Source organism: Luteococcus japonicus, assembly GCF_003752415.1.
GTDB lineage: Bacteria > Actinomycetota > Actinomycetes > Propionibacteriales > Propionibacteriaceae > Luteococcus > Luteococcus japonicus.
The window spans coordinates 918,184-941,299 of sequence record NZ_RKHG01000001.1 but is presented as its reverse complement, the minus strand read 5'-3'; the positions used below and the strand labels follow the sequence as shown (position 1 = coordinate 941,299).

The 23,116-nt window shown below is 66.6% G+C and carries 24 protein-coding genes and 1 riboswitch; of the genes, 14 read left to right on the top strand and 10 right to left on the bottom strand.

What is annotated here, in order from left to right:
- Positions 1-208: 208 nt before the first annotated feature.
- A complete protein-coding gene (locus EDD41_RS04630) occupies positions 209-2,794 on the top strand; it encodes a P-loop NTPase (RefSeq protein ID WP_170165244.1) in 2,586 nt (861 codons plus the stop codon).
- 8 nt (positions 2,795-2,802) lie between these two features.
- Here the strand turns inward: EDD41_RS04630 and EDD41_RS04625 are convergent, their stop codons facing one another.
- The 3 genes from EDD41_RS04625 to EDD41_RS04615 form a co-directional block, all read right to left on the bottom strand.
- Entirely contained in the window at positions 2,803-3,675 is an 873-nt protein-coding gene (locus EDD41_RS04625; protein WP_211336589.1) for an alpha/beta hydrolase, read from the bottom strand.
- Positions 3,668-4,480 (bottom strand): hypothetical protein, encoded by an 813-nt coding sequence (locus EDD41_RS04620; protein ID WP_123575115.1) that lies wholly within the window; start codon positions 4,478-4,480, stop codon positions 3,668-3,670. The genes EDD41_RS04625 and EDD41_RS04620 overlap by 8 nt, the downstream gene beginning before the upstream one ends.
- A gap of 89 nt (positions 4,481-4,569) precedes the next feature.
- On the bottom strand, positions 4,570-6,345 hold the full coding sequence (locus EDD41_RS04615; RefSeq protein ID WP_211336588.1) for an acetyl/propionyl/methylcrotonyl-CoA carboxylase subunit alpha: 1,776 nt from the start codon (positions 6,343-6,345) through the stop codon (positions 4,570-4,572).
- A gap of 111 nt (positions 6,346-6,456) precedes the next feature.
- On the opposite strand from EDD41_RS04615, the gene EDD41_RS04610 reads away from it, so the two are divergent.
- The 5 genes from EDD41_RS04610 (at position 6,457) to EDD41_RS04590 (ending at position 11,729) form a co-directional block, all read left to right on the top strand.
- Positions 6,457-6,975 (top strand): NUDIX hydrolase, encoded by a 519-nt coding sequence (locus tag EDD41_RS04610; protein ID WP_094764375.1) that lies wholly within the window; start codon positions 6,457-6,459, stop codon positions 6,973-6,975.
- A complete protein-coding gene (locus tag EDD41_RS04605) occupies positions 6,975-7,976 on the top strand; it encodes a magnesium transporter CorA family protein (protein ID WP_123575114.1) in 1,002 nt (333 codons plus the stop codon). Before EDD41_RS04610 ends, EDD41_RS04605 begins: the two co-directional genes overlap by 1 nt.
- Positions 7,971-8,110: riboswitch (cobalamin riboswitch) on the top strand. It overlaps the preceding gene by 6 nt.
- Positions 8,111-8,186: 76 nt before the next feature.
- Entirely contained in the window at positions 8,187-9,329 is a 1,143-nt protein-coding gene (locus EDD41_RS04600) for a CbiQ family ECF transporter T component (RefSeq protein WP_170165243.1), read from the top strand.
- Complete coding sequence (locus EDD41_RS04595; RefSeq protein ID WP_245995537.1) at positions 9,326-10,921, top strand: ABC transporter ATP-binding protein; 1,596 nt, start codon at positions 9,326-9,328, stop codon at positions 10,919-10,921. The genes EDD41_RS04600 and EDD41_RS04595 overlap by 4 nt, the downstream gene beginning before the upstream one ends.
- A gap of 79 nt (positions 10,922-11,000) precedes the next feature.
- On the top strand, positions 11,001-11,729 hold the full coding sequence (locus EDD41_RS04590; RefSeq protein WP_094764378.1) for an ECF transporter S component: 729 nt from the start codon (positions 11,001-11,003) through the stop codon (positions 11,727-11,729).
- A 1-nt stretch (position 11,730) separates the two neighbouring features.
- Here the strand turns inward: EDD41_RS04590 and EDD41_RS04585 are convergent, their stop codons facing one another.
- Positions 11,731-12,432, bottom strand: a complete 702-nt coding sequence (locus tag EDD41_RS04585; protein ID WP_123575111.1) for an SDR family oxidoreductase — start codon at positions 12,430-12,432, stop codon at positions 11,731-11,733.
- A gap of 9 nt (positions 12,433-12,441) precedes the next feature.
- Positions 12,442-12,687, bottom strand: coding sequence for a hypothetical protein (locus EDD41_RS04580; RefSeq protein WP_123575110.1), 246 nt, complete (start codon positions 12,685-12,687; stop codon positions 12,442-12,444).
- Between the two features lie 292 nt (positions 12,688-12,979).
- Here EDD41_RS04580 and EDD41_RS04575 point away from each other — a divergent pair, with 292 nt between their 5' ends.
- The 5 genes from EDD41_RS04575 to EDD41_RS04555 all read left to right on the top strand — a co-directional run bounded on the left by EDD41_RS04575 (position 12,980) and on the right by EDD41_RS04555 (position 16,778).
- On the top strand, positions 12,980-13,585 hold the full coding sequence (locus EDD41_RS04575; RefSeq protein WP_170165242.1) for a TetR/AcrR family transcriptional regulator: 606 nt from the start codon (positions 12,980-12,982) through the stop codon (positions 13,583-13,585).
- Complete coding sequence (locus EDD41_RS04570) at positions 13,582-13,995, top strand: hypothetical protein (RefSeq protein WP_094764382.1); 414 nt, start codon at positions 13,582-13,584, stop codon at positions 13,993-13,995. Before EDD41_RS04575 ends, EDD41_RS04570 begins: the two co-directional genes overlap by 4 nt.
- Positions 13,996-14,266: 271 nt before the next feature.
- Positions 14,267-15,118, top strand: coding sequence for a MetQ/NlpA family ABC transporter substrate-binding protein (locus EDD41_RS04565; RefSeq protein WP_123575108.1), 852 nt, complete (start codon positions 14,267-14,269; stop codon positions 15,116-15,118).
- The gene (locus EDD41_RS04560; protein WP_123575107.1) at positions 15,115-16,110 is read left to right on the top strand and encodes a methionine ABC transporter ATP-binding protein; all 996 of its coding nucleotides are present in this window, start codon (positions 15,115-15,117) and stop codon (positions 16,108-16,110) included. The genes EDD41_RS04565 and EDD41_RS04560 overlap by 4 nt, the downstream gene beginning before the upstream one ends.
- Positions 16,107-16,778: a methionine ABC transporter permease gene (locus tag EDD41_RS04555; protein WP_170165241.1), complete on the top strand. Its 672-nt coding sequence runs from the start codon at positions 16,107-16,109 to the stop codon at positions 16,776-16,778. Before EDD41_RS04560 ends, EDD41_RS04555 begins: the two co-directional genes overlap by 4 nt.
- A 65-nt stretch (positions 16,779-16,843) precedes the next feature.
- Here EDD41_RS04555 and EDD41_RS04550 read toward each other — a convergent pair whose 3' ends face one another.
- The 3 genes from EDD41_RS04550 to EDD41_RS04540 form a co-directional block, all read right to left on the bottom strand.
- Positions 16,844-17,281: a hypothetical protein gene (locus EDD41_RS04550; protein WP_094764384.1), complete on the bottom strand. Its 438-nt coding sequence runs from the start codon at positions 17,279-17,281 to the stop codon at positions 16,844-16,846.
- A gap of 108 nt (positions 17,282-17,389) precedes the next feature.
- A complete protein-coding gene (locus EDD41_RS04545) occupies positions 17,390-17,992 on the bottom strand; it encodes a Maf family protein (protein ID WP_094764385.1) in 603 nt (200 codons plus the stop codon).
- A 57-nt stretch (positions 17,993-18,049) separates the two neighbouring features.
- Positions 18,050-18,700 carry a DUF937 domain-containing protein gene (locus EDD41_RS04540; RefSeq protein ID WP_094764386.1) on the bottom strand — a complete coding sequence of 217 codons (651 nt, stop codon included), beginning with the start codon at positions 18,698-18,700 and terminating at the stop codon, positions 18,050-18,052.
- 283 nt (positions 18,701-18,983) lie between these two features.
- On the opposite strand from EDD41_RS04540, the gene EDD41_RS16545 reads away from it, so the two are divergent.
- Positions 18,984-19,178 carry a hypothetical protein gene (locus EDD41_RS16545; RefSeq protein ID WP_148060462.1) on the top strand — a complete coding sequence of 65 codons (195 nt, stop codon included), beginning with the start codon at positions 18,984-18,986 and terminating at the stop codon, positions 19,176-19,178.
- Positions 19,175-20,248, top strand: coding sequence for an IS3 family transposase (locus EDD41_RS04530; RefSeq protein WP_123574591.1), 1,074 nt, complete (start codon positions 19,175-19,177; stop codon positions 20,246-20,248). The genes EDD41_RS16545 and EDD41_RS04530 overlap by 4 nt, the downstream gene beginning before the upstream one ends.
- Before the next feature lie 108 nt (positions 20,249-20,356).
- Here EDD41_RS04530 and EDD41_RS04525 read toward each other — a convergent pair whose 3' ends face one another.
- Positions 20,357-20,596, bottom strand: coding sequence for an acyl-CoA carboxylase epsilon subunit (locus tag EDD41_RS04525; RefSeq protein WP_123576856.1), 240 nt, complete (start codon positions 20,594-20,596; stop codon positions 20,357-20,359).
- Positions 20,597-20,610: 14 nt separating this feature from the next.
- The gene (locus tag EDD41_RS04520; RefSeq protein ID WP_094764387.1) at positions 20,611-22,194 is read right to left on the bottom strand and encodes an acyl-CoA carboxylase subunit beta; all 1,584 of its coding nucleotides are present in this window, start codon (positions 22,192-22,194) and stop codon (positions 20,611-20,613) included.
- A gap of 81 nt (positions 22,195-22,275) precedes the next feature.
- Here EDD41_RS04520 and EDD41_RS04515 point away from each other — a divergent pair, with 81 nt between their 5' ends.
- Positions 22,276-23,073 carry a biotin--[acetyl-CoA-carboxylase] ligase gene (locus tag EDD41_RS04515; RefSeq protein ID WP_123575105.1) on the top strand — a complete coding sequence of 266 codons (798 nt, stop codon included), beginning with the start codon at positions 22,276-22,278 and terminating at the stop codon, positions 23,071-23,073.
- Positions 23,074-23,116 lie beyond the last annotated feature (43 nt).

The following is a 23,116-nucleotide window of genomic DNA, read 5'->3' as shown; positions in this document are numbered from 1 at the left end:
CAGCGGCCTCTACCGCTGTAAGTCGGTCTGACAAGGAAATCGAGGCTTGTTGGCTGACTCTGCTCGTCCACCAACGTGTCCGGTCAGCACACCTCGATGCCCGGCCGTGTGAGCGGCATCTCGCTGGCCGGACGGGGCCCGATTCGCAGGTTCTCCTGCGCTTATGCAAGTCTGTCGTTACACTACGCTCTATGGCACTGGAGATGCGATGAGTAGCGACTTCGATGATGCAGTCGAGTTTTTGACGAATCATATTCAGGAGCGCCCTGATCTCCCGATTGCACTCCTCTTTGGTTCTGGCTTGAGTGTGCCAGTGGTGCCAGGGGCTAAAGACATGGCCAAGCAGTTCTTGGCGGCCGCCAACGTACCCAGGAGCGATGAGGAGCATATCCTCAGAGGTTCTCCAGGGGTCGCGTATCGACAGGCAGCGATGAAACTCAAACAACGTCGTGGTGCCCCGATCGTGGATCGCGTTATCCGCGCAGCAGTTGAAAGTGCTCGCGCTGGGGCCTCCGATGAATGGCGGATCACCAAAGCGCAGGCTGCGATGTCTCGACTTGTAGCTAGAATTCCCAAGCAACAAATGAGCGCTCTCTGGACAACAAATTTTGATCCTCTTGCAGAATGCGCGTTGGATCTTGAGGGGGTTGATCATTTTACCTGCCATGTCTCAACTGACCAATTTACTGATCTTGAGACCATCGTGAGCCGCGGGGTTCCCGTCGTCCACCTTCATGGATTCTGGAATCGGGACACAATGTCGACTGCAGATCAGCTTGAGCGAAGGCGTGACGACTTCGAATCTAGCATCCGGCGAGCGCTATTGGGGACTTTGGTTGTAGTCGTTGCCTATGGCGGTTGGGATGATTCATTTACCCGGACTCTTGACAAGTTGGTTTCAAGCGGTGAACTCGCCCAGAGCGGCGGCGGGTTGATTTGGCTCAATTATTCCATGGACTCTCAAGATGTTGGCCCTATATTCGGGAAGATTCTAGGAGCGCGCAACGTTAATTTTTACAACGGGATCGACGCGGCTGATTTCTTTACCGCGGTGCTTGCGAAGGTATCCGGTTTGGAGCGGGAGTCCTTGGTAAGGCTTCCTGGCTGGATGCCGCTGGGGGGCCAGATGCCCCCGACTGCAAGTGCGGATGAGATTCTCGAATACTGCCAGGGGATTCACCCATCGTGGGCCACGGTGCGCAGCGCTCCGATTCTCAGTTCGGCCCGAGAGGCTCAAACATTGCTGCACGAGGCCATGTCCGCCCAAGGCGATGCGGTTCTAGCCTTGGTAGCTCCCGCCGGAGAAGGTAAATCCACGGCGCTCCGCCAGTTGGCCCTGCAGGTGCAATCAGAGGGATGGAACCTCCTTTATAGAGAGCCGGGGGCCCCCGCAATCTCAGCTAGTTGGGTCGCCGAAATGCGGGCCATGTTTGGAAGAACTATCCTTTTTATCGATGAGGCCGACCTCGTCCTAAACGACATTCGTCGGACGTTGATCACTGGCTGCCGCCCAGACGAAGGACGGATTATTTGGGTCCTTGCTGTGCACACGCACTATCGATCCACTTTGGCGGGAATGGCTGCAGGTCATGCGGCTTCTGTGACGATTCTTGATTTCCATGGTCCCACGGAAGTTGATGCCTTCGACATAGCCGGGTGGTATCGGGGGGCTCGGGTGTTGCCGCCACCGTACGACACGAAGTCAACCCAAGACATTGCCAACATGATCATCGCCGCCTCTGGTGGTGCTCAAGGAAGCTCCTTGCTGGGAGGCATGTTGGATTTGTGGGCCAGCGATGACCTCGTTGATCGTGTTGAAGACTTGATGGTCCGTTTGGAAAAGCTAGAGCTGTACAGAACAAACATGCGACAGATTCTCATCATTATTGCGGTTGTCCAGGTTGCTTGGGATCTCTGGCAGGAGGACGAGGACGGTGTCAGTTTTGATGTCCTTGGTGAGATTATCGGTATCAGTTCAGGCGATGTGCTTCGTTTTGCGGTTGACCCACTTGGTCGTGAAGTAGGTGTATCTGTCATCGGTTCGCGAGTTTACGTGCGGCACGGCAGGATCGCTGAGTATGTCGTGAAGATTGCCCGTCAGTCCGGCGAGTTGAATGCGGTCCTAGGTCTGATTGGGGAAGCTGGGGGGAGGCTGCGCCTGCAGGATCAGGAGAGTCAATTTCATAATGCCTACCGACTGGCTGCGAAGATGAATGGACATGATAGCTTCGACGCTAGCGAAGCGCATGTTGCGGCTTACGGGGCGGTACGTGGTGCGACGGAAATCCTTGAGCCACGAGTGAACCTAATGAAGGTTGCACGAGATCAAGGGAGGTTCGAGTTCTCTACGCAGTATGCTCGGGCGGTCTGGGATCACCGGAGTAGTTATTCTGATTCGGCGATCAAGGTGCGGGGATTTCTCGTTGAATGGGCGATGGCGGAGTATGCCTGTGGGAACTCTGAATTGGCGTTGGGGCTAGTTTGCGCTTCAGTCTCGGATTTGCGTGGGACTCATGGACCGAGAAAATCGCACATTGAATATGCCATGACGACCGCGCGGTCAATGTGTCGGACGAGTTCGGATCAGAAGGTAAAGGAATTGGCAAAGGCGGTTGTGGGGATTGAGAGTTATCTCCGTCGCGGATCCAGTGGGGTGACGCTAGCCCAAATCGTTGATGAATTTCGTCGAAGTTCCTATAGATTTGGTATCATGATTGATGGTCTCGAAGAGTGGAGATTCGTAGGCATGCATGACTTGCTGCGTGCGAAGGATTCTTCCTCTGGCGGTTACTGAGTAATCAGTCACAGTCCGAGGAAGTCGGCGGCCCGCTCGATGTAGCCGGGCCGGTCGGCGAAATAGGCACCACAGTGGTCGACGCCGTCGACGATGCGCAGTTCACAGCCATCGCCGGCGGCGTCGGCCAGTCTGTGGGCATGCTCGACGGGGATCACGTGGTCCTGCGTGCCGTGCACGATGAGCAGCGGCCGGGGTGCGATCTCCTGGACGACGTCGACGGGCTGCACATCCCGGAAGCGGTAGCCATAGCGCAGGCCGGTCACCACGTCGACGAGCCCCACCAGCGGCACCGGCGGCAGATGCATCCCGCGCGCCGCCGAGGCGATCACGCCGTGCATGTCGGCGAAGGGTGAATCGGCAAGTACTCGCTCGACGCGCCGGTCACGGGCGGCCACCAGGATGCTGGTGGCGGCACCCATCGAGAAGCCCAGCAGGCTGATCCGGGAACCGGGGCGGCGCTCCGCGGCCCAGTCGATGGCGGCGGCGAGGTCCTGCTGCTCGTAGTGGGCCAGGGACTGTGGGCCGTCCTCCGAGTCTCCATTGCCGCGGAAGTCGAAGAGCAGCACCGACGCGCCGGCCCACCACAGGCCCGGGCCGATGCCCAACATGTCCGCCTTGGACCCGCGGTGGCCGTGGCTGACCACCACGACGTGCTCGCTGCCGGGCCGCTCCAGCCACCAGCCGGCCAGTCGGGTGCCGTCGGCGGCACGGAAGGTGACGTCCTCCGCTGCCGCGCCCACCTCGAAGGGGCTCATGGCATAGGCCAGGTCCGGCCGCTGGGGGCCACTGATCTGGTGGGCGGCGGCCAGTGCCCCGACGGCAAGACCGCCCCCGGCCAGGCCGAGGGCGGTCACGAGGCGTCCGACGGGGTCAGTCACCGAAGAAGTCGCCGATGCCGTCGAACATGCCGCCGATGCCGTCGCCGATCGACTCGAAGCCGTCGCCGAAGCCCTCGAACATCTCACCCATGCCATCGCCCATCCCGTCCATCATGTAGGGCAGGCCGCTCATGCCGTGGAAGACCATCGAGCCGATGGCGATGTCGCGGATCAGGTTGGAGCCGGACCAGCCGGTGTAGTAGCCCTGTGCCCACGGGGCGTAGGCGGGGCCTCCCTGCCAGTAGGGCACTCGCTGGGCGCCCACCTGGACGGTGCGGATGTAGGGGTCGGCGCCGGCCAGCACGCGCTCCGCGTCGGCGGCGCACGCCGGGATGTCGCGCTCCGCGCCACCCGGGGGAGTCCACTTCACGTTCTGCGTGCTGGGCCCGTGGGCGGGGTTGAAGAAGCACGGTGGCCGCTTCTGCGGCAGCGGTTCTCCGGCGACGCGGGCGTTGACGCAGGCAATGGCGTAGCGGCCGTCCTCCAGCACCTCGGTGACGTGACGGATCTCGTCGGGCTTGGTCACGGCGGCCAGGGAGGACTTGGCATTCTCGTAGGCGTCCAGGGCCCGCTCGTAGTCCTGCCGCATCGCGGCGTCCAAGGGATGGCCGGCCACCTGCGAGTCCAGGCGCTGCAGCTCCTCACCGAACTTGGTGACGTCCTCGTCGGCGGCCCGACGACTGGTGGTCAGGGCTGCCTCCAGCTCCGCCGCTTGCTGGGCCTCGACGGCCTTGTTGCGGCGGCTGGACTGGAACAGGCCCCACACGGTGACCAGCACCATGAGGACGATGAGCATCTCGAACATGTAACCCAGTGTGGAGCATGCACGAGGCGGGCCCAAGTTCTGGGCCCGCCTCGGCGGAACTTCACGGCCTGTTCACCGCCGACGATGGATCACTCCGCGTCGTCGATCTCGCAGAGGACGGCACCGGCGGTGACGGTCTCGCCCACCTGGGCACCGACGGCCTTGATGACGCCCGAACGGTGTGCGGTGACGGGGTTCTCCATCTTCATGGCCTCCAGGACCACCACCAGGTCACCCTCGGCGACGGTCTGGCCCTCCTCGACGGCCAGCTTCACCACGGTGCCCTGCATGGGGGCGGTGACGGAATTGCCCGAGGCCTCGCTGACCTTGGCGCCGCCACGGTCACGCTTGGTGGGACGCTTGGCCTTCTTGCCCGCGGGACGGCCGGAAGAGGCCAGACCACCGGGCAGCTTGACCTCGAGACGACGGCCATTCACCTCGACGACGACGGTCTGCGACTCCTCGACCTCGTCGGCCTCACCCAGGGTGCCCGTGTAGGGATGGACCTGCAGGTCGGCCTCGGTCTCGATCCAGTTGGTGTAGACACCGAAGGTCTCACCGTCACCGATGAAGGCGGGATCATCCAGGACGGCCTGGTGGAAGGGGATCACCGTCGGCATGCCCTCGAGCACGATCTCCTTCAGCGCACGACGCGAGCGGGCGATGGCATTGGCACGGTCGGTGCCGGTGACGATCACCTTGCCCACGAGGGAGTCGAAGGAGCCGGGGACGGTCATGCCGGCGTGGTAGCCCTCGTCGACGCGGACGCCGGGGCCGGTGGGGGCCTGCCACTTGACCAGGGTGCCGGGGGCAGGCATGAAGTTGCGGCCCGCGTCCTCGGCATTGATGCGGAACTCGATCGAGTGGCCGCGGATCTCGGGATCGTCGAAGCCGAGCTCCTCGCCATTGGCGATGCGGAACATCTGCTGGACGAGGTCGAGGCCGGTGACCTCCTCGGAGACGGGGTGTTCCACCTGCAGACGGGTGTTGACCTCGAGGAAGGAGATCAGGCCGTCCTGGGCGACGAGGAACTCACAGGTGCCGGCACCGACATATCCGGCCTCCTTGAGGATCGCCTTCGACGAGGCATACAGCCGCTCCAGCTGGTCGTCGGTCAGGAAGGGCGCGGGGGCCTCCTCGACGAGCTTCTGGTGGCGACGCTGCAGCGAGCAGTCGCGCGTGGAGACCACGACGACATTGCCGTGCTGGTCGGCGAGGCACTGGGTCTCGACGTGGCGCGGCTTGTCCAGGTAACGCTCGACGAAGCACTCACCGCGGCCGAAGGCCGTGACGGCCTCACGGGTGGCCGACTCGAAGAGCTCGGGCACCTCCTCCATGGTGCGGGCGACCTTCAGGCCACGGCCGCCACCACCGAAGGCGGCCTTGATGGCGATCGGCAGCCCGTGCTCCTGGGCAAACGCGACGACCTCGTCGGCATTCGCCACGGGATCGGGGGTGCCGGGAACGAGCGGCGCGCCCACCTTCAGCGCGATGTGACGGGCCTTGACCTTGTCGCCGAGGTTCTCGATGGCGTCCGGGGAGGGGCCGATCCAGATCAGGCCGGCGTCGATCACGGCGCGGGCGAAGTCTGCATTCTCGGCGAGGAAGCCGTATCCGGGGTGGATTGCATTGGCGCCGGAACGCTGTGCCACGTCGAGGATCTTCTCGACATTCAGGTATGTCTCGGCGGGCGTGGCGCCGTTGAGGGCGAAGGCCTCGTCGGCGAGCTTCACGAAGAGGGCCTCGGAGTCGCTGTCTGCATAGATTGCGACGCTTCCGATCCCGGCATCGGCTGCGGCACGAATCACGCGCACGGCGATCTCGCCGCGGTTCGCCACGAGCACCTTGGTGATCTGGTTTCCCACTGTTCCTCCTTGAACTGGCCTTGGGCAGGGCCTTGCTGCTCGGAGTCTATGGCCTTCGGGCCGTCTTCGGCAGCCCTGTGCCACCCTCCGGGCACCACTAGTCTGGGCCTCATGCCAACACCTGACTTCATCGTCGAAATGCGCAAGTCCCTCGGACACAGCCTGTTGTGGCTGCCCGGAACCACCGCCGTCGTGCTCCGCCCGGGTCCTCGGGGAGAACAGGCGTTGTGCGTGCAGCGCTCGGACAATGGCTCGTGGACTCCGATCTGCGGCATCGTCGAGCCCGGTGAGGACCCGCACGTCGCCGCGATCCGCGAGGCCGAGGAGGAGGCCGGCGTCGAGATCGAGATCGAGCGCATGGTGTGGATGAGCACCACCGGCCGGATGCAGTACGACAACGGGGACCAGAACGACTACCTGGACCACACCTTCCGTGCCCGCTGGGTCAGCGGTGAGGCGGCCGTGGGCGACGACGAGTCGGTGGCCGTCGGCTGGTTCGACCTCGACGACCTGCCGCAGCCGATGAGCGAGATCCAGACCCGACGGATCCGGGTGGCAGCCGCCAATCCGCCCGAGGTGTTGCTGGGCGTGCAGGCCGCCAAGGACTTCCTGGGCGAGACCGACGCCTGATGACAGTGCGCTCCCGGCTGTGGCGCCATGGTCGGCTCGTCGCGACGGACTTCCCGCTGGAGGAGCTGGACGAGCACCTGGCCGCGGAGGGCAGCCTCGTCTGGTTGGACCTGTGTCTGGCTGGTGGCGGTGACGTCGCCGAGCTCGAGCGGCTGGCTGCCGAGCTGGGGCTGGACCCGCACGCCGTCGAGGATGCGGTTGCCCCCGGCGAGCGGCCCAAGGCCACCAGGCATGCCGGGCACAATTTCGTCTCCGTCTACGCCACCTCCCTGCGGCAGCGGGAACGCGGTTACGAGTCACGCCTGGTCACCAGCCGGATCTCCGCCTTCGTGCTACCGCGCGGGCTGGTGACGGTGCGCCGCGACGACCGCTTCGACATCGACGAGGTGGTGCAGCGGTGGCAGGAGGATCCGGACTTGCTGGCCTGCGGGCCGGGTGCGCTGGTGCACGGACTGCTGGACGTGGTCGTCGACGGTCACTTCGAGACCATCCAACAGCTCGACGATGCCGTCGAGGAGTTGGAGGACGTGCTCTTCGCGGAGGACTCCCAGGCCCAGCAGGTGCAGAGGGCCAGCTACCAGCTGCGCAAGGAACTGGTGCAGTTGCGACGGGTGGTGCTGCCGATGCGTGAGGTGGTGTCGGGGCTGATGCGCGCCGGATCACATGGCGAGGGGCAGCCGCCTGTGATGAGCGGGTATTTCGAGGACCTCTACGACCACGTTCTTCGTGCCGCAGAATGGACCGAAAGCCTCCGCGACATGATCGGATCAGTCTTCGAGACCAACCTCTCGCTGCAGGACTCCCGCCTCAACACGGTGATGAAGAAGCTGGCCGGTTGGGCCGCCGTCATCGCAGTGCCCACCGCCATCACCGGCTGGTTCGGGCAGAACGTTCCCTATCCCGGCTTCTCGTCTGCCTTCGGGCTGTGGCAGTCGGTGGTGCTGATCGTGGTCGCGACGCTCGGGCTCTACCTGCTGCTGCGCCAACGCGACTGGATCTGAGACCACCGCAGCGGTGGAGTAGCGTGGAGGGGCTGTCGACGGGGAAATCCGGTGCGAGACCGGAACTGACCCGCAGCCGTGAGGTGCATCCACTGGATACCCGAGTCGGAATGCCCGTCGGCAATGGATTGGTGCACACCCGTCGTGGCCCGCGGGGGAGTCCGGGAGACCTCCTGGGCCTGCGGGCGACGCCCCGGCCGGAAGGTTCCCGTGACCCGCAGCGTCACCCGCGAGCAGGCGGCACCCGTCGCGCCCGCGATCGGCGTGGCAGACCAACGCCCCCGGCTGCGAAGAAGCATCCACCCGATGGCGTGGTGGGTCTGGGCGATCGGATGCGCGGTGGCCGTCAGCCTGGTCAGCAACCCGCTGTTGCTGGTGATGGTGACCGGCCTGGTCTGGGTGGTGGTCACCGAACGACGCACGCGAGCCCCATGGGCCCGCGCTGCGGGCGCCTACCTGGTGATGGCGCTGGTCGTGATCGGGATCAGGATGGTCTTCCAGATGGTGATGGGCGTCAACCGCACCGGCGCGGTCCTGTTCAGCCTTCCCCGGCTGCAATTGCCGGCGTGGGCGGCGGGCATCACATTGGGCGGCCCCGTCACCGTCGACGGGCTGCTCTACACCCTCTACGACTCGCTGCGTCTGGGCGCCATGCTGTTGTGCGTCGGGGCCGCCAATGCGCTGGCCAACCCGAAACGCGCCCTGAAGGCCGTGCCACCGGCCCTGTACCAGGTGTCCGTGGCCCTGGTGGTGGCCTTGAGCGTCGCCCCGCAACTGGTGGAGAGCGTCCAACGGGTGCGACGGGCCCGCCGACTGCGCGGCGGGCAAGGTCAGGGCTGGCATGCCGTGCGCGCCGTGGTGGTGCCCGTGCTGGAGGACGCGATCGAACGGTCCCTGCAGCTCGCGGCCGGTATGGAGGCCCGCGGCTACGGCCGCACCCACGCGCAGGAACCGGTGGGGAGACTGGTGACGTCCTGCCTGTTGGGGGCAACGACGCTGGTCACCTTTGGCACCTTCCTGCTGCTCGGTATCCCGGACTCGTCGCCCTGGTCCTGGCTGTGCCTGGTGCTGGGGCTGCTGCTGGCATGGTTCGGCCTGCGTCGCTCCGGGCAGCGCCTTGCGGTCACCCGTTACCGACCCGACGCCTGGGGCCGCCCCGAATGGGTCCTCTGCTTCGGCGCCCTGGCGGCCGCCCTCGCCACGGCCTGGCTGGTCCAGGCCGCTCCGGCCGTCGCCAATCCGTCGACCTCGCCACCCGAATGGCCCATGCTGGACCCGCGCGTCCTGACCGTGCTGGCCGCCGTCGCCCTGCCCCTGGTGGGCACGCCGAGACCCCCGAAGGACGAGTTGTGATCACTTTCGACGACGTCAGCATCCGCCACTCCGGGGCCGAGGCGCCAACCCTGGAACACGTCGACCTGACCATCGGCGAGGGCGACCTGTGCCTGGTGGTGGGCCGCACCGGAACCGGGAAGTCCACCCTGCTGGGCAGCATCAATGGCCTGGTGCCGCACTTCAGCGGCGGGCACCTGTCCGGTGAGGTGCGCGTCGACGGCCGCTCGACCCGCCGCAATCGTCCGCGTGACCTGGCCGAGGTGGTCGGTTTCGTCGGGCAGAACCCGCTGTCCGGTTTCGTCACCGACCGCGTCGAGGACGAGGTGTCCTATGGCATGGAACAGCTCGGCATCCATCCGGCAGCCATGCGCAAGCGGGTGGAGGAGACCCTCGACGTGATGGGCATCGCGGACCTGCGCCGTCGGCCGCTGATCGAACTGTCCGGCGGCCAGCAGCAGCGCGTCGCCATCGCCGCGGTGCTGGCCGCCCAACCGCGCGTCGTGGTGCTCGACGAACCCACCAGCGCCCTGGACCCCAATGCCGCGGCCGACGTGCTGGGCTCCATCACCACGCTGGTGCACGAGGTGGGGTTGACCGTCGTGCTGGCCGAGCACCGGCTGGAACGCGTCATGCAGTACGCCGACACCGTCCTCTGGCTGCCCGGCGACGGGTCCGTGCAGTACGGCATCGCCGGTGAGGTGATGGCACGGGCTGATGTGGTGCCGCCGCTCAGCGCGATGGCCCGGGTGCTGGGTTGGGCGGAGGTTCCGCTCAGCGTCCGCGACGCCCGCCGTCGCGCCACGGCGGAGCGCATCGAGCTGCGGCCCCTGCCAGCGCAAACGCCGCCGGCCGGGGAGATCGTCTGCAGTGTGCGGGACCTGCGCGTGGCCTACGACGACCTCTGCGCGGTCAACGGGATCAGCCTGGACTTCACCCGCGGCAGCACCATCGCCCTGATGGGCCGCAATGGTGCCGGGAAGTCCTCCCTGATGTGGGCCCTGCAAGGGGCCACCGCCAGCTCGGGCGAGATTGACATCGACGGGACGGACCCGCGCCGGGTGGACGCCGCCCATGCCCGCGAAGTGGTCTCGCTGGTGCCACAGAATGCCTCGGACCTGCTCTACCTGCCCACCGTCGCCCAGGAGTGCGCCCAGGCGGACCGGGAGACGGCCTCGCCGGCCGGGACCACCGTTGCGATCCTGGACCGGCTGGGGGTGGACCTCGATCCGCAACGCCACCCGCGTGACCTGTCCGAGGGACAACGCCTGGCGTTGGTGCTGGCCATCCAGTTGGCGGCGCGCCCGACGATGATCCTGTTGGATGAGCCCACCCGGGGCCTCGACTACGCGATGAAGCAGCACCTGCACGGCATCCTCGACGACCTGGCCGCCGCCGGCTCCTGCATCGTCGTCAGCACCCACGACGTCGAGTTCGCCGCCGCAGCCACCCAGCGCACCATCGTGATGGCCGATGGTGACCTCGTCGCCGATGGCCCCACCCGCGCCGTGTGCACCAGTTCACCCACCTTCGCGCCGCAGACCAGCAAGGTCTTCAGTCCCGTCGAACTGCTCACGCCCGACGAGCTGGCAGAGGCGGTCTCACGTGGCTGAGTCACGGCCCCCAAGCCCGGATCCCCGTCCCCCGAGCCAGTCGAGGGGAGTCGTCCGCGTCTCCTGGCACTCGGCCCTGATGCTCACCGTGGCCAGCGTGATGTCCCTGATGGCCTTCTGCTGGCCCCTGCTGTGGCATCCGGGGGCGACGCTGTCCGGCGACGGGCGTACGCCGCTGGTCTTCGCGCTGGTGCTGCCGGTGGTGATTGCGCTGGTGATGACGCAACTGGGCAATGACGACCTGGATGTGAAGGCACTGGCCCTGTTGGGCGTGCTGTCGGCGGTCGGTGCCGCGGTGAGGCCCTTGGGTGCCGGCACAGCCGGGCTGGAGGCGATCTTCTTCCTGATCATCATCGCGGGGCGCGTCTTCGGGCCGGGCTTCGGTTTCGTGCTGGGCAACACGACGCTGTTCTGTTCGGCGCTGCTGACCTCCGGGGTGGGGCCGTGGTTGCCCTACCAGATGCTCGCGGCGGGATTCGTCGGGCTGGGAGCGGGGCTGCTGCCGCGGCTGCGGGGGCGGTTGGAGATTGCCCTGCTGGCCGTCTACGGCGTGGTGATGGGTTTTGCCTACGGCTGGCTGATGGACCTGGCCTTCTGGCCGTTCACCCTGGGCCCGAGCTCGCAGTGGTCCTTCCTGCCCGGGGCTCCGTTGGGCACGAACCTGCACCGCTTCGTGCTCTACAACCTGGCCACGTCGATGGCGTGGAATGGTGGCCGGGCGCTGAGCAATGCCGCGCTGGTGGTGCTCCTGGGGCCCGCGATGTTACGGATCCTGCGTCGGGCCGCCCGTCGGGCCGACTTCGCCTGAGCTACTTCACGACGGGACGGATGCTGAGCTCCTCGACCATGGCCTCCGGGCTGGCGAAGACTGCCAGCGCCACCGCCTCGGCCACCGACGAGGGGCGCAAGTGCTCGTCGGGGTCGTACTCGCGGCCGAGCTGCGCCTGGAGCTCCACCTGCATGTCGGTGTCGACGCGGCCGGGGTGGATCGAGCTGACCCGCACCGTGCCGCGTTCCTCCTCGCGCAGGGCGTCGGTGAGGGCGCGCAGGGCGAACTTGCTGGCCGAGTAGACGCCATTGCCGGGCTTGGACGTGAAGCCCGATCCGGAGTTGATGGTGACCACCTGGCCGTGCGCTTCGCGCAGGCGGGGGAGCAGCAGGCGGGTGAGGGTGGCGACGGCGACGACATTCATCTCGTAGAGGCGTCGCCAGTCCTCCGCGGGAGTCTCTGCCAGGGTGCCGTGGGAGCTGAGCCCGGCCGAGTGGACGAGCACGTCGAGGCGGTCGATGGCCCCAGCGGCGGCGGCGACCGAGGCCTCGTCGGTCAGGTCGCAGACGAAGGGTGCTGCACTGGGCAGCTCGTCGACGAGGGCCTGCACGGCGGCAGCATGGCGGCCACCGACCAGCACGTGGTGGGTGTCGGCGAGGCGGTGGGCAATGGCGCGGCCGATGCCGCGGTTCGCGCCGGTGACCAGCGCGACGGGACGATGGGCCTTGCTGCTCGTGGTCATGGGTTCAGCCTAGGCCCAGGACCACTTCGGTGCCGGCGGGGCCCAGCTCTGGAGGGCAGGCAGGCGCGAGGTTCCCTCGCTCATTGCGCCCCACAGGTCCAGCGTCGCCGAGGACAGCTGGCCGGTGCGCACCGCGGTTGTGACCAGCAGTGTCCCGCCCGGGGCAAGGAAGCCGGACAGGTGCTCGAAGAGGGCGGTCTGTTCTTGCTCGCGGAAGTAGTAGATGCTCTGGTGCAGCGTCAGGTCGCCCGGCACAACATCGCGACGTGGGGATGTGTGCGCCGGAGCCGCAGCCCACCTCCAGCAGTCTGACTGGCCCGAACTGGGGCGCGCAGCGTTCCAGTGCGGACGTGATCCACGGCTCGCTCAGGCGCCAGCTGCGCGCGATCACCGCCGGATCCGCTTCGGAGACAGCGAAGCGCTCGCCGCTGGCCAGCCGCCGCGGCGTCTCGAGCAGGCGAGGGCAAACAGGGGATGGGTGGCCATCTCGAACTCCATTTCGACAAGTGTCGCAATTCGACGTTTGTCGAAAGGCTAGCCTGTGGGGGTGGACGGATCAAGCACGACGCGGGACAGGCTGCTGGACGCCGCCGTGCGCCTGCTCGGCGCCAGCGGCGTGCAGGCCGTCACCCACCGCAGCGTCGAGGAGGAGGCGGGCGTGGCCCGCGGATCGACGCGCTACCACTTCGGTTCCCGCGAGGACCTGCTGGCCGCCGTGCTCGAGCACATGGCCCACTCGGGGGACGCCTTCCTGGAGCACGCCGCCGCCACCGTTGATGGAGCCACCTTGGAGCCGGGCGTGATGGACGAGGCCACCCAGGACGAGGCGATGCGGGCGATGGCCGCCGGATTCCTGACGGACCCCGAGGCGGAGCGGGCGCGCTTCGAACTCTTCCTGTATGCCTCCCATCGCCCGGAACTGCGCGAGGCAATCGCCCGGTGGCGACAGGGCTTCGTGGACATGGCCGCGGGGCACCTCGCCGCCCAAGGGGTCACGGAACCCGAGGTGGCGGCACGCCTGGCCATCGCCGCCATGGACGGACTGATCCTGCACGCGCTGACCGCGCCCCACGAGGACCTGCGACGGCATGGCCCCGCCTGGATGGTGCACCTGGCGCGCGCCGCGGCCGACTTTCCGGGAGATGGCGCATGAGACGTCTTGTTGCAGGCCTTGTCGGCATCCTGCTGCTGGCTGGCTGCGCATCGGGCCAGCCCGCCGCCGTCACCAGCACTGGTGCCGCGAGGCCCAGCCCCACCCCACCGGCCGGGGGAGTCACCCTGCGCGAACTGCTCTTCAATCACGGGCCCCGGGACTTCTGGCTCCCGGCGCAGACCGCGGTGACCAGCCGTATCGACCAACCCAATGTCGTCACCCTCACCGCGGACCCTAGCCAGCGCAGGCTCCTGTCCGGTTGGCTGGCCGGTCGACTTCCCACGGGCTGGCAGGTCGACGCCAATGCCAACGACTCGATGCTCTTCCACAACCCGGACTGGCAAGGGGCTTTCACCTGCTCCGATGACGTCTGTGCCCTCACCCTGCGACAGCAGCCGATGCCTTCCTGAACGCCCACACTCTGGCTGGATTGGCACCGAGGAGGCGCGGCAGGATAGATTCTGCGGCATGCCATGCAAGTGCGAGATCATGACGGGCCATACCATGCCCGTGATGTGCTGCGCGCCCATGATGCGCCGAATGTTCGGCTGACAACGCCTTTCGCATCTTGCCCGGAAACGGGTGGGCCCGGTCGAGCCAAGCTCCCGGTGGTGTTGTCAGGAAGCCAGCCGCAAATCACGCATTCGCATCCCGTGCCCGGGACCATCACGAAGGATTGACATGACCAGGACCATTCGCTCGCTCTTCGCGGGCCTGCTCGCCCTCTTCCTCACCGTCGGACTGACGGCCTGCGGTGCCGGCGCCGGCACCGACGCCTCCAAGCCGCTCGTCGTGCTGGCCGACGCCACCCCGCACACCGACATCCTGAAGAAGGTCGACGAGCTCGGCGTGCTCGGGGACACCAAGATCGAGATCAAGGGCATCGCCGGTGACATCGACGTCAACCAGCTCACCGCCAGCGGCGACGTCGACGCGAACTTCTTCCAGCACAAGCCCTACCTGGACACTTGGCTGAAGCAGCAGGGTTCCGAGGACCTGGTCAGCGCCGCGACCGTCCACGTCGAACCCCTCGGCCTGTACTCCAAGAAGGTCAAGGACCTCGACGCCGTCCCCAGCGGCGCCACCATCGCCATCCCGTCGGATCCCTCCAACCTGGTGCGCGCCCTCTTCCTGCTGCAGCAGGCCAAGCTGGTCACCCTCGACGTCAAGCCCACCGACAAGGACCTGGACTTCTCCCAGATCACCGAGAAGAACATCACCGCCAACCCCAAGGGACTCAAGTTCGTCCAGATCGACCGGCCGCAGCTCGCCGCCACCCTGGACGATGCCAAGGTGGACCTGTCCGTGATCAACGGCAACTACGCGCTGGAGGCCGGCCTCAAGCCCAAGACCGACGCCCTGACGCTGGAGACCGCCACCGACAACCCTTACGCGAACCTGCTGGTGGTCAAGGCGGACAAGAAGGACGACCCGCGCGTCACCAAGCTCGCCGAGGCACTGCAGAGCAAGGAGATCCAGGACTGGATCACCAGCAACTACCAGGGCTCCGTGCTGCCCGCCAAGCAGTCGTGATCAGCTTCGAACACGTCACGAAGCACTACCCCGGCCGCGGCAAGAATGCCGCGCCGGTGGTGGCTCTGGACGACGTGAGCCTCACCATTGAGCAGGGTCAGATCTACGGCATCTTGGGCCGCTCCGGCGCGGGCAAGACCACGCTGCTGCGCTGCCTGAACCACCTGGAGGAGGTCACCAGCGGCACCATCCGCGTGGCCGGCACCGACTGGACCTCGCTGCAGGGCAAGGAATTGCGCTCGGTGCGCCGCCAGATGGGCACCATCTTCCAGCACTTCAACCTGCTGGCCAGCCGCACGGTCTTTGACAATGTCGCCTTCGGCCTGGAACTGGCGGGGGAGAAGAAGCAGGACATCGCCCCCCGCGTCACGGAACTGCTGGACCTCGTCGGGCTGCCCGACAAGGCCCAGGCCCATCCCTCGCAGCTCTCCGGCGGACAGAAGCAGCGTGTCGGCATCGCCCGTGCGCTGGCCACCCGGCCCCAGATGCTGTTGATGGACGAAGCCACCAGTGCACTTGACCCGACCACCACCGAGCAGATCCTCGACCTCGTCAAGGACCTTCGAGACCGGATGGGTCTCACGGTGCTGCTCATCACCCACGAGTCGGACGTCGTGCGCCGCATCTGCGACGGTGCCGCCCTGATGGCGGACGGGCGCGTCGTGGAACACGGCAACCTGCTGGAGCTGGTCTCGGACCCGGAGAGCCGGATCGCGGACCAGCTGATCCCGCTCGGCCGGGCCCAGGACGCCTTCGAGGGGCGCAGCCAGCTGCTGAGCTTCGTCAACCAGGGCGTCAGCGAACCCCTGATCAGCACCTTCACCCGGGAGACGGGCATCAACGTGTCCATCCTCGGCGGCTCGGTGGAACAGATCGCCGGCCACAAGGTGGGCCGGCTGCGCGTCGCCTTCGACCATCCGCACGGCGGGGGCCTCGACGATGCCCTGATCAGGCAGTTCTTCAACGAGCGCGGAGTGACGGTGAGCAAGTGAACAAGACATCCATTGCGGAGTCCCTGCCAGAGCTGTGGAAGGCGCTGCTCGAGACCGGACAGATGGTGGCCCTGAGCTTCCTGATCACCCTGGTCTTCGGCACCCTCGTCGGGGTGGCCCTGAGACTGACCGACCACGACGGACTGCGTCCCAACAAGGCCTTCAACAAGGTCTTCGGCGCCATCGTCAACGTCTTTCGTTCGCTGCCCTTCCTGATCCTGCTGATCGCAGTGATCCCCTTCACTCGGCTGGTGGTGGGCACGGCCTATGGCCCGATGGCCGCGGTGGTGCCGCTGTCCATTGGCGCCATCCCCTTCTTCGGCCGCGTGGTGGAGTCCGCCCTGCGCGAGGTCTCCCCGGGCAAGATCGAGGCCGCCCGGGTGATGGGCGCGAGCACGGGGCAGATCGTGCGCAAGGTGCTGCTGCCGGAGGCGATGAGCCCCTTCGTCGCCGGTGCGACGCTGACCCTGGTCATGCTGATCGGCTACTCGGCGATGGCCGGCACCATCGGCGGCGGTGGCGTGGGTGACTTCGCCATTCGTTACGGCTACCAGCGTTTCAACACCCCGGTGCTGCTGGCATCGGTGGTCGTGCTGGTGGTCGTCGTGCAGATCATCCAGTCCATCGGCGATGCCATCGTGCGCGGCCTGGCCCACAAGCGCGACTAGTCGGAACGGGCGGCTTGGCCTCGTGCATCCGGCGGCCGAGACCAAGCCACTCTGGCGGTTCCGGTCTAGGCATCCGTCGACCTCTTCGAGATGACGTAGTAGCCGTTCACCTTCATGTACTGGTAATGGGAGTAGTAGGCACCGTTGACGATCGTCAACTGGAAGTGCGAGGAGCAATTGGCCGTTCCCAGCTTGGCGTTGCGGCTCGACCAACTCTCATGGCTAGCCGTCCGGTAGGGGATGGCACTAGACACGAAGCTGTGGCAAGACACAACCTTGTCCACCTGATCCTCAGTGGAAGTCCAGACGATCGTGGTCGTGTACGTGACAGCGTTGACCACGCCACCGATCTTCAGCTGCTCTCTGAAGGTGGCTGTCCGCGGTGCATCGATCCCGGCGCTGAAGGTGTCCGACGTGGTTCGATCGACTCCCGCGAATGCAGGCGACGCTCCGGCAATCGCAAGAGCCAGAGTTGTGGTCAAGACAGGGTATTTGCGCTTCATGACGATCCCTCCTGAACGCCTCCTCGATGGGATCCGGCGGGCACAAGAGCTCTGGTCAGGTCTCCGCAAACGCCGCACCTGCCAAGAACGCGTTGTCCAGCGGACCGGCTATTGATCCCACAAGGTGTGCCACTCCACGCCCAGGTCCAGCAGCATCTGCCGGACCAGGGGCAGGGAAATGCCCACCACATTGTGGTAGTCACCGGTGATGCCCGTCACGAAAGGGCCGCCCAAGCCGTCGATGGCGAAGGCCCCCGCCACACGCACGGGCTCACCGGTGGCCACATAGGCCTCGATCTCGTCATCGGCCAGGTCCGCGAAGGTCACGCCGGTGGTGCCGACGCGGTTGACCTCCCGCACCCCGCGCTCGTCGGCCACCACGACGTGGTGCCCGGTGTGCAGCTTGGCGGTGCGGCCCCGCATCGCCTGCCACCGCGCCACGGCCTCCTCGGGGCTCGACGGGCGGCCCCAGGCGCGCCCGTCGAGCTCCAGCATGGAGTCGCAGGCCACCAGGGCGTAACCCCGTTCTGCGGCCAGGGCGTCCACGACGCAGGCGGCCTTCAACCGGGCCAGCTCCGCGGTGAGCTGGGCGGGTGACGGTGCGGTGACCGTGCTCTCGTCCAGGTCCGGGCGGATCACCTCGGCCGCAATCCCTGCACCGGCAAGGGTCTTGAGGCGGGCGGGGGACGAGGAAGCCAGAATGAAGCGCACGCGCCCAGCCTAGGCCGGGCGCGTGCGCCAGTGAAGTTCAGAAGGTGAACAGTTGGTTCACTTCTTGCCGAGCAGACCGCCCAGTATCTGGCTCACGATGTCGCCACCGGTGGCCTGCGCCTGCTGCGTCGTGGCCTGCGCATTGGTGGCATCGAAGGGATTGTCCTGCTGGCCGCCGCCCAGGACACTGCCGAGCACCTGGGAGAGCACGCCACCGAGCATGCCGGAGTTGGCATTGGTGCCGGCCTGCTGGCCGGCGCCGCCGAGCACCTGGCCGAGGATGTTGCCGGCGGCGCTGTTGCTGCCGCCCAGCTGCTTGGCCAGGTAGTTCAGCACGATCGGGGCCAGGATGGGCAGCAGCCTGTTGACCAAGGCGCTGCTGACACCGGCCTGGGAGCTGAGAGCCTGCGCGACACCCTCGGTCTGGTTGCCGAAGACGTGGTTGACGATCTTCTCACCGTCGGCGGTGTCCACGGCCTCCAGCTGCACGGGGGCGTCCTCGGCGACGAGGCCGGTGTCCTGGTGCTGCTGCAGGGCCTCGGCCAGCGACAGCTCGCCCTCGGGGGTCTGGGCATTCTGGGTGAGGCCACCCAGGATGCTCGTGACTGCGGGTGCCGCAGCCTTCTCAACGGCGGCGGGCTCCTCACCGAGCTGGTCGGCCAGCTGCTGGATCGGCAGGGCAGCGAGGATATCGTTCAGGGCGCTCATGGGCAGGTCCTTTCAAGGTCTACTACCCCCAACCGTGGCACAGATGAGGCTCCCGTCCCTGATTGGCAAGCTGGTTGTGAGTCAGGGAGGTGCCGTGATGATTGAGCAGCGGACCGCGAGGGAGCGGGCGGAGTTGGTGGCTGAGTACTTGGTGTTGCCGCAGGGGTCGAAGGGGCGGTGGCTGGATGAGCATGGGGTTTCCCAGCGGCGGATGCAGTCGTGGCGTCGGCAGTACTTGTATGGGGACTTGGAGTTGGGGTTGGAGCCTCGCGATACTGCGCGTATGAGTGCCACGGATGGGGCGGAGTTCGCCCGGTTGAAGGCGCAGTTGGCCATCGAGCGTCAGGCTCGTGAGGAAGAGGCGCGGCAGGCTCGGGAGCAGATCGAGTCGTTGACCCGGGCCAATGATGCGTTGGGAAAAGCTATCGGGCTCTTGCAGCAGCTGTCCGTCAGGCAGGGGCCCACCAACGGCGAGTGACGGGGCAGGTCAGCGCCGAGCAGGAGCGGTTCTTGGCGGCCGAACAGGCGCTGGTGGACGACCTGCGCCAGGCGGGTTGGAGCCTGCGGCGATCGTTGTCGGTGATCGGGTTGTCGCGTTCGTCGTGGCACTACCGCAGTCATCCCCGTCCCGGGATCGCCAGCCCGACACCACACCGGGGGCGGGCCTACCCGAACCGGGTCGGGGAGCAGGACCAGCAGCGCATCATCGGCCTGTTGCGCTCGGCGGCGCAGCAGGGAATCAGCGCGTATCAGGCGTGGTTCGACGCGTTGGACGCCGGGGATCCGGTGGCGTCGTTGTCGACCTGGTACCGCATCGCCCGCGCCGAACGGATCCGTTGCACCACTGCTCGACGTTCCCGCAAGCGCTCGTCGGCGATGCCGCAGTGGCATGCCACCGGCCCCAACCAGGTGTGGTGCTGGGACATCACCAAGCTGCCCGGCCGGTACAAGGGCCAATGGTTCAACCTGTATGCCGTCATTGACGTGTTCTCCCGCCGGATCATGGCTTGGCGTGTCGAGGACTGCGAGGATGACCAGCTGGCTGCCGACATGTTCACCACCGCATTCACCACGCACGGCGTCCATCCCCGCATCGTCCACTCCGATGGAGGTCCGTCGATGATGTCCGACGAACTCGCCCGCGTGTTCCGCGCGATGGGCATCACCCGCTCCCGCAACCGGCCGCGGGTCTCCAACGACAACCCCCACATGGAGTCATGGTTCAAGACCGCGAAGTACCACCGTGACTGGCCCGGATACTTCACCGACCTCGACGCCGCCCGGTCTTGGGCCGCACGTCGGGTCACCGACTACAACCAGCACCACGCCCACTCATCCCTGGCCGGCCACACGCCCCAGTCGGTTCACGACGGCACCTGGCACCAGGTCCACCACCGACGCCAAGCCACTCTTGAGGCCCTCGCCCACCGATATCCCCAACGATTCACTCAGCCACCCCACCTGGCCACACCACCCGCACATGCCTGGCTCAACCCCGACGGCATCCTCGACGAGCAAACCCGCCGCGAGTGTCTCCACACAGGTTGACAGCTTCCGCGTCAGGGGCTTTTCTCCTGATGGCGGACAGACTTCAGCTCCCGGTCACCAACGGTGGACGTGGGAGCTGAAGTCCGTCATGCAGGAGATCGTGCGTCGTCAGGGACGAGCGCTGTACCGCCAGGCCTCGCGGCCAGGATTGGTCGTACGACGAAGCACCCGGTGGTAGGTGTTCCAGCCACCCGCCAGGGGACGGTCGTCGATGTTCTCGACGGGGCCACTGGCCGACGTGGCAGCCTGGAGCACCGCCAGCACGGCGGCCATCTCGTCATCGCTCGGATTGCCCCCGCCCACCTGCACGGTGAGCAGGGCTTCCTCGGTCTTGTCGGTCTCGCTCATGTCCTGTTCCCCGATCACAGCGGAATGTTGCCGTGCTTCTTCGGCGGCAGCACCTCACGCTTGGTGCGCAGCAGACGAAGCACGCGGATGCACTCGGCGCGAGTCTCGTGCGGGTAGATGATCTGGTCCACGTAGCCGCGCTCCGAGGCAACGTACGGGTTGGCCAGCTCGCTGTTGTAGGCGTCGATGAGTTCCTTGCGACGAGCCGCCTTGCCCTCTGGATCCTCGATCTCGGCGAGCTCCTTCTTGTACAGGATGTCGACGGCACCCTCGGCGCCCATCACGGCGATCTGCGCGGTGGGCCAGGCGAGGTTGATGTCGGCGCCCAGGTGCTTGGAACCCATGACGTCGTAGGCGCCGCCGTAGGCCTTGCGGGTGATGACCGTCACCAGCGGCACGGTGGCCTCCGCATAGGCGTAGATCAGCTTGGCGCCGCGGCGGATGATGCCGGCATGCTCCTGCCCCACGCCGGGCAGGAAGCCGGGGGTGTCGACGAAGGTCAGCACGGGGATGTTGAAGGCATCGCAGGTGCGCACGAAGCGGGCGGCCTTCTCTGCGGCGTCGATGTCCAGACAGCCGGCGAACTGCATCGGCTGGTTGGCGACGATGCCGATTGAGCGGCCCTCGATCCGGCCGAAGCCGCAGATGATGTTCTGGGCGAAGAGCGCCTGGACCTCGAGGAATTCGTCGTCGTCGAGCACGGTGCGGATGACCTCGCGCATGTCGTACGGCTGGTTCGGGGAGTCCGGGATCAGCGTCGTGAGCTTGCGGTCGTGGTCCGTGATGGTGAGGTCGACCTCTTCGTCGTCGAAGATCGGCGCATCCTCGAGGTTGTTCTGCGGGAGGTAGCTGAGCAGCTCACGCACGTACTCGAGGGCGTCGTTCTCGTCGGCGGCCAGGTAGTGGGCATTGCCGGACTTGGTGTTGTGGGTGCGGGCGCCGCCCAGCTCCTCGAGCGTGACGTCTTCGCCGGTTACCGTCTTGATGACGGCGGGGCCCGTGATGAACATCTGCGAGGTCTTGTCCACCATGATCGTGAAGTCGGTCAGGGCGGGGGAGTACACGTGACCGCCGGCCGCGGCACCCATGATCAGGCTGATCTGCGGGATGACACCCGACGCGTGGGTGTTGCGGCGGAAGATCTCGCCGTACAGGCCCAGGGAGACCACGCCCTCCTGGATACGGGCGCCGCCGCCCTCATTGATGCCGATGATGGGGCAACCGGTCTTGATGGCGAAGTCGAGGATCTTCACGATCTTCTCGCCGTAGACCTGGCCCAGCGCACCACCGAAGATGGCCACGTCCTGGCTGAACACACAGACCGGACGGCCATTGATGGCACCGACGCCGACGATCACGCCGTCGCCGTAGGGGCGCTTCTTCTCCAGGCCGAAGGCCACGGAGCGGTGGCGAGAGAACTCGTCGAGCTCGGCGAATGTCCCCTCGTCCAATAGGGCGAGCACTCGCTCGCGTGCGGTCATCTTGCCCTTGGCATGCTGCTTCTCGACTGCCGCGGGCGAAGCAGCATTGACAGCGGCGTCAATGCGGCGGCCCAGATCGGCGATCTTTCCAGCGGTGGTTTGGATGTCGATCTCCATGGGGCAGACCCTAGCGCGTGGCAGGTGGTCTTGGAACCGGGCGACTGTGCAATTCCATGCCTCGGGACTAACCTTCGGCGCATGCCAGCCAGCCCTCCGGTCGACCACGAACGCCTCGTCCAGCTGCTCCGCGAGGTGCCCCTGTGGCGCACTGTGCAGTGCGTCGCGACGACGGGTTCCACGAATGCCGATCTCGCGGAGCTGGCGCGCACCAGCCCGGCCGACGGCATGGTGTTGGTCAGCGAGGAACAGACCGCCGGGCGGGGGCGCTTCGAGCGTCGCTGGGAGACCCCCGCAGGAGCCTCCGTGGCCTTCTCCCTGCTGCTGCGCCCCACGCGGCCGGCAAGGGACTGGGGCTGGCTCTCCCTGCTTGCCGGAATGGCCGTCTCCACGGGGATTGAGCGTGCCACGGGGGCCGAACGGGGCCGTGTGGAGCTGAAATGGCCCAATGACGTCCTGATCGACGGCAAGAAGTTGTGCGGCATCCTGTCCGAGCGCGTGGAGTCCTCCCAAGGGCCCGCGGCCGCGGTGGTCGGCGTCGGGATCAACATCAGCCTCGACGAGGCGGAACTGCCGGTCCCCACGGCCACCTCCCTGCGCCTCGCCGGTCTGGAAGAGGACAAGTCGGAGGTCCTGGCCGCCGTCTTCACCGAGTTCGCCCGCCTCTATGAGCTGTGGGAGCGCGACGGCCAGGTGCACGACGAATACCTCCGCCGGTGCGCCTCGATTGGCCGTCCACTTCGGGTGATGATCGACGAACAGACCAATGTCCTGGGCACTGGTGAGTCGGTCGACGAGTTCGGCCGCCTGGTGGTGCGCACCCCCTCCGGACTGCAGGCCTTCAGCGCCGGGGACGTCTTCCACCTGCGCCTCCAGTAGGCCGGCGGGCATCGCCGACGAGCGTTCCATTTGTGGCGCGGCT